6 protein-coding genes are annotated in these 5,032 nt (G+C 71.0%); 5 read left to right on the top strand and 1 reads right to left on the bottom strand.

Features of this window, described 5'->3' with window-relative positions; genetic code table 11:
• From ROTAS13_RS19125 to ROTAS13_RS19105, 5 genes are all read left to right on the top strand, one after another.
• A partial coding sequence (locus ROTAS13_RS19125; RefSeq protein ID WP_253187714.1) for a HisA/HisF-related TIM barrel protein occupies positions 1 to 298 on the top strand: 298 nt, incomplete at its 5' end.
• A gap of 1 nt (position 299) precedes the next feature.
• Positions 300 to 884 carry a phosphoribosyl-ATP diphosphatase gene (locus tag ROTAS13_RS19120; protein ID WP_019461463.1) on the top strand — a complete coding sequence of 195 codons (585 nt, stop codon included), beginning with the start codon at positions 300 to 302 and terminating at the stop codon, positions 882 to 884.
• A gap of 74 nt (positions 885 to 958) precedes the next feature.
• Entirely contained in the window at positions 959 to 1,345 is a 387-nt protein-coding gene (locus tag ROTAS13_RS19115) for a histidine triad nucleotide-binding protein (protein WP_019461464.1), read from the top strand.
• Positions 1,346 to 1,392: 47 nt separating this feature from the next.
• On the top strand, positions 1,393 to 2,235 hold the full coding sequence (locus tag ROTAS13_RS19110; RefSeq protein WP_075823123.1) for a SirB1 family protein: 843 nt from the start codon (positions 1,393 to 1,395) through the stop codon (positions 2,233 to 2,235).
• 49 nt (positions 2,236 to 2,284) lie between these two features.
• Complete coding sequence (locus ROTAS13_RS19105) at positions 2,285 to 2,593, top strand: hypothetical protein (RefSeq protein ID WP_019461466.1); 309 nt, start codon at positions 2,285 to 2,287, stop codon at positions 2,591 to 2,593.
• A 145-nt stretch (positions 2,594 to 2,738) separates the two neighbouring features.
• Here the strand turns inward: ROTAS13_RS19105 and typA are convergent, their stop codons facing one another.
• Positions 2,739 to 4,568, bottom strand: a complete 1,830-nt coding sequence (typA, locus tag ROTAS13_RS19100; RefSeq protein WP_019461467.1) for a translational GTPase TypA — start codon at positions 4,566 to 4,568, stop codon at positions 2,739 to 2,741.
• Between the last annotated feature and the right edge of the window lie 464 nt (positions 4,569 to 5,032).

Below are 5,032 nucleotides of genomic sequence, written 5' to 3'. Positions count from 1 at the left end.
GAGACAGGAACTGGGGGCGGGCGAGCTGCTCGTGACCTCCATGGACCGCGACGGCACCAAGTCCGGCTTCGACCTGGATCTGCTGCGCGCCGTGCGCGCCGCGGTACGGCTGCCGCTGGTGGCCTCCGGCGGCGTCGGCAACGTCACCCATTTCGTGGAGGGCGCGCGGGCCGGGGCCACCGGCCTGCTCGCCGCCAGCGTGTTCCATTACGGCGAGATGCGGATCGGGGAAGCCAAGGCGGCGCTGGCCGCCGCCGGCCTGCCGGTCCGCCCGCCCAGCGAGGCGGAGGCCGCCTGACATGGCCAAGGACAGCAAGAGCGCCCGCGAGGATCTCGCCAAGGGCAAGAAGAAGCGCGTCGCCATCCCGGCCGCGAAGGGCAAGCCCAAGCCGGCCGCCAAGGGCAAGAAGAAGGCGCCCGCCCTGCCGCTGCCGGAAACCCTGCCGGCCGTGCCGCTGCCGCCCGCCAAGCGCGCCCGGGCAGCGGAGAAGAAGCACCTCCAGCCGCTCGACGTGCCGGCGCGGGGCGATGTGACGATCCTCGAACGGCTCTGGCAGACGGTGGAGCAGCGCCGTGTCTCCGGGGATGTGACCGCCTCCCACTCCGCCCGGCTGATGGCGCGCGGCACCGCCAAGGTCGCCCAGAAGCTGGGCGAGGAAGCCGTGGAATGCGTGATCGAGGCAACGCTCGGCAACCGCCACGCCACCGTGCTGGAAAGCGCCGACGTGCTTTATCACCTGATCGTGGTCTGGGTGGATGCGGGCATCCGCCCCGAGGAGGTCTGGGGCGAGCTGACGCGGCGCGAGGGCATCAGCGGCATCGCCGAGAAGGCCGCCCGGCCCAAGGGTGTCCTGCGCGCGGCCCGTACCACCAAGCTGCCCTGACTGACGGCTGCGCCCCTCTTGCGTCCAGGCCGGACGCGTCCCAGGAAAGAGGGATATGTCCGGAGGAGCAAACCATGCCCGTCAGCGGCCTTCCGCCCTATGATGACGGCAACATCTTCGCCCGCATCCTGCGCGGCGAGTTGCCCGCCAAGACGATCCACGAGGATGAGTGGGCCGTCGCCTTCCACGACATCGCGCCGCAGGCGCCCGTGCACGTTCTGGTGATCCCGCGCGGCCGCTACGTCTCGCTGGCGGATTTCGCCGGCAAGGCCAGCGAGGCCGAGATCGCGGGCTTCTGGCGCGCCGTGGCCAAGGTGGCCAGGGATCTGGGCCTGGAGCAGCCGGGCTATCGCACCCTGTCCAACATGGGGGAGAATGCCGGGCAGGAGGTGCCGCATTTCCATGTCCATCTCTTCGGCGGCAGGCCGCTGGGGCGGATGCTCTCCCCGGCCGAAGGCTGAGCGGAGGCCGTGACCCCGCCGGCGCCCTTTTCGGCTGTTCCTCCGGCATGAGCGCCGCCGAGGCCCGGGCCGCGCTCGATGCGGCCGGCAGCCTGCCCGACCCGGAGCTGGACCTCGTCACCGTGGCCCTCCAGTTCGCGCGCATCGACGCGCCGGAGGCCGACTGGCAGGCCGCGCAACAGATCCTCTCCGCCCTGGCGCGCGAGGTGGTCCAGGCCGCCATGGCCGATCCCGAGGCGGATGGCGGCGACCCGGAAGCCCGCCGCGCCCTGCTGGTGCGGGTGATCCACGGCGCGGGTGGCTATGGCGGCGATACCGAGAGCTATGACGACCTCTCCAACGCCAACCTGATCCGCGTCACCGAGCGGCGGCGCGGCCTGCCGGTGGCGCTCGGCATCCTCTGGCTGCACGCGGCGGAAGCCGCCGGCTGGGGCGCGCACGGCATCGACTTCCCCGGCCATTTCCTGCTGGGGATCGAGGGCGGGCGCGGCCAGGTGGTGACGGACCCCTTCTCCGGCGGCCAGTCCCTGGGTCCGCGCGAGTTGCGGAACCTGCTCAAGGCCGTCGAGGGGGAGCGCGCCGAGCTGCGCCCCGGCCTGCTGGCGCCGATGGGCAAGCGCGCGGTGCTGCTGCGCCTGCAGAACAACATCAAGCTGCGCCGCCTGCGCGCCGGCGACGTGCCGGGCGCCCTCTCCTGCACCGAGGACATGCTGCGCCTCGCCCCCGATGCCGCCGGCCTGTGGCGGGAGGCCGGGCTGATGAACCAGCGCCTGGACCGCATCGGCGCCGCCATCGCCAGCCTGGAGCGTTTCCTGGAACTGGCCGGCGCGGGCGAATCCGCCGACCGCATCCGCCAGCTCATCGAGGAGCTGCGGCAAAGGCTGAACTGAGCGCGATCCCCCCTTTTGGCCGGTGCCGGGGCGCGCTTAGATGCGGGGAATGAGCGAAGTCGTCAGTCTGCGGCCCGCACAGGGTCCCTCCCTCCGCGGTTCCCCGGAAGACAAGATCTGGGCGGTGATCGCCTCGGTCGGCAAGACCAGCCGCATCGCGAACATCTACGCCAGCCGCGACGCCGCCCTGGCGGACCGCAGCTGGCGCGAGCAACAGGTCCGCGCCTACGCCACCTTCCTGCGCAGCAGCCAGCAGCCCGTGCCGCATTACAGCGTGGCACCGATCCGCCGCGCCGACCTGCCACGCAAATGGTCCCCCCTGCCGGCACTGGGCTTCCTGCGCGGCGAGTTCGCCTGATCCAGGCGCGGCGGCCGCCGGCCCTGGGCGCCGCGCCTCGTGGCGGCCCGCCCGGGGACAGGGCGGCGCCCGAAACAGAAAGGGCGGCGCATCCGGCGATGCGCCGCCCTTTCCGAAATCGACCGGGGCACAAAGGCCCCGGCTGTTACGCCGCGGCGCTCTCCGAGCGGCGGGCGTGCTTCTTGCGCTCATGCGGGTCGAGGTAGCGCTTGCGCAGGCGGATCGCCGAAGGCGTCACCTCCACCAGCTCGTCCTCCTCGATATAGGCGATGGCCTGCTCCAGGCTCATCCGGCGGGGCGGGGTCAGGAGAAGCGCCTCGTCCTTGCCGGCGGCACGGATGTTGGTGAGCTTCTTCTCCTTGATCGGGTTCACTTCCAGGTCGTTGTCCCGGGAGTGCTCGCCGAGGATCAGGCCCACATAGACCTTCACGCCCGGATCGACGAAGAGCGTGCCGCGCTCCTGCAGGTAGAACAGGGCGTACTGGATCGCCTCGCCATCGGAATTGCTGATCAGCGAGCCGTTGCGGCGGCCCTCGATCGGCCCGGCCCAGGGCTGATAGCCCAGGAAGAGCCGGTTCATCATGCCGGTGCCGCGCGTGTCCGTCAGGAACTCGCCGTGGTAGCCGATCAGGCCACGCGAGGGCATGTGGAAGGTGAGGCGCACCTTGCCGCCGCCCGAGGGGCGCATGTCCTGCATCTGCCCCTTGCGCATGGAGAGCTTCTCCACGACGACGCCGGAGAACTCCTCGTCCACATCGACGAGCACCTCCTCGAAGGGCTCCTCGCGCTCGCCGGTCTCCTCGTTCTCGCGGGTCAGCACGCGCGGGCGGCCGATGGTGAGCTCGAAGCCCTCGCGCCGCATGGTCTCGATCAGCACGCCGAGCTGCAGCTCGCCGCGGCCGGAAACCTCGAAGCTGTCGGCCTCCTCGCTGTCCTTCACGCGGATCGCGACATTGCCCTCGGTCTCCTTGAAGAGACGGTCGCGGATCTGGCGGGAGGTGACCTTCTTGCCCTCGCGGCCGCCGAGCGGGCCGTCATTGATGCGGAAGGTCATGCTCAGGGTCGGCGGATCGACCGGGATGGCCGGCAGCGGCTCCGTCACCTCGGGGGAGGCGATGGTGTCCGGGATGGTGGCGTCGGACAGGCCGGCGATGGCGATGATGTCGCCCGCCTGCACCTCCTCCACCGGCACGCGGTCCAGGCCGGAGAAGGTCATCAGCTTGGTCAGGCGGCCGGTCTCGACCACCGTGCCGTCCTGGCGCAGCACGCGGACCGGCATGTTCACCTTGGCGGTGCCCTGCTCGATGCGGCCGGTCAGGATGCGGCCGAGGAAGTTGTCCGCCTCCAGGATCGAGGCGTTCATGGCGAAGGGCTTGTCGAGATCGACCTTCGGCGCCGGCACATGGCTCAGGATCAGGTCGAACATCGGCGACAGGTCCTTGCGCGGCCCGTCCATCGTCAGGTCGGCCCAGCCCTGGCGGCCCGAGGCGAACATGGTATGGAAGTCGAGCTGCTCGTCCGTCGCGCCGAGGGCGGCGAAGAGGTCGAAGACCTCGTTGTGCACCTCGTCCGGGCGGGCGTCCTGGCGGTCCACCTTGTTGATGACCACGATCGGCTTCAGCCCGCGGGCCAGCGCCTTGGTCAGCACGAACTTGGTCTGCGGCAGCGGCCCCTCGGCGGCGTCGCAGAGCACGATGGCGCCATCGACCATGGAGAGGATGCGCTCGACCTCGCCGCCGAAATCGGCGTGGCCCGGCGTGTCCACGATGTTGATCTTGACGCCCTTCCACTCCACCGCCGTGGACTTGGCGAGGATGGTGATGCCGCGCTCGCGCTCCAGGTCGTTGCGGTCGAGGGCGCGCTCGGCCACGGCCTGGTTGGCGCGGAAGGCGCCGGCCTGCTTCAGCAGGTTGTCGACGAGCGTGGTCTTGCCGTGGTCGACGTGCGCGATGATCGCGACGTTGCGAAGTTCCATGAGCAGGGATGTCCCGGTAGCGTTGCGCAAGCCGGAAATGCCCCGACAGCGCCATGTTGCGGCACACAAATAGGCGACCGTGCGGCAAAAAGCGAGGGTTGAAGCCTTGCACCGGGCTCGCCACAGACGCGCGCGCCTGTTCCCAAGGTCGGGAAAGGCGGGCTCCGGCCGTATCAGACCCCAGAAAGCGCGCCCTGGGAAGCCGGTCCGGAGCCCGCCATCCGGGAAAGATCAAGAAAACTTCCCGGACAGCCGTTCGGGCGGAGGCCGGTCCGGGAACCTGCCCGGCCGGCCCTCCCCAGCCTCAGCGCATCGGGGGCGACAGGCTGCCCGGAGACGGGGGCTGCATGGAGCCCGCAGGGGGCGGCGGTGAAGCCGGGCGCATGCCGGGCGGCGGCGCGGCCGGGCGGGAGAGCGCCGCATCGGCCTCGTCGAGCGCGGCCAGCGAGGCCCGGGCGTCACGC

The organism is Roseomonas sp. TAS13, assembly GCF_001950415.1.
In the GTDB taxonomy this organism is placed as follows: Bacteria; Pseudomonadota; Alphaproteobacteria; order Acetobacterales; family Acetobacteraceae; genus Roseomonas; species Roseomonas mucosa.
This window is presented reverse-complemented; position numbering and strand designations above follow the sequence as displayed.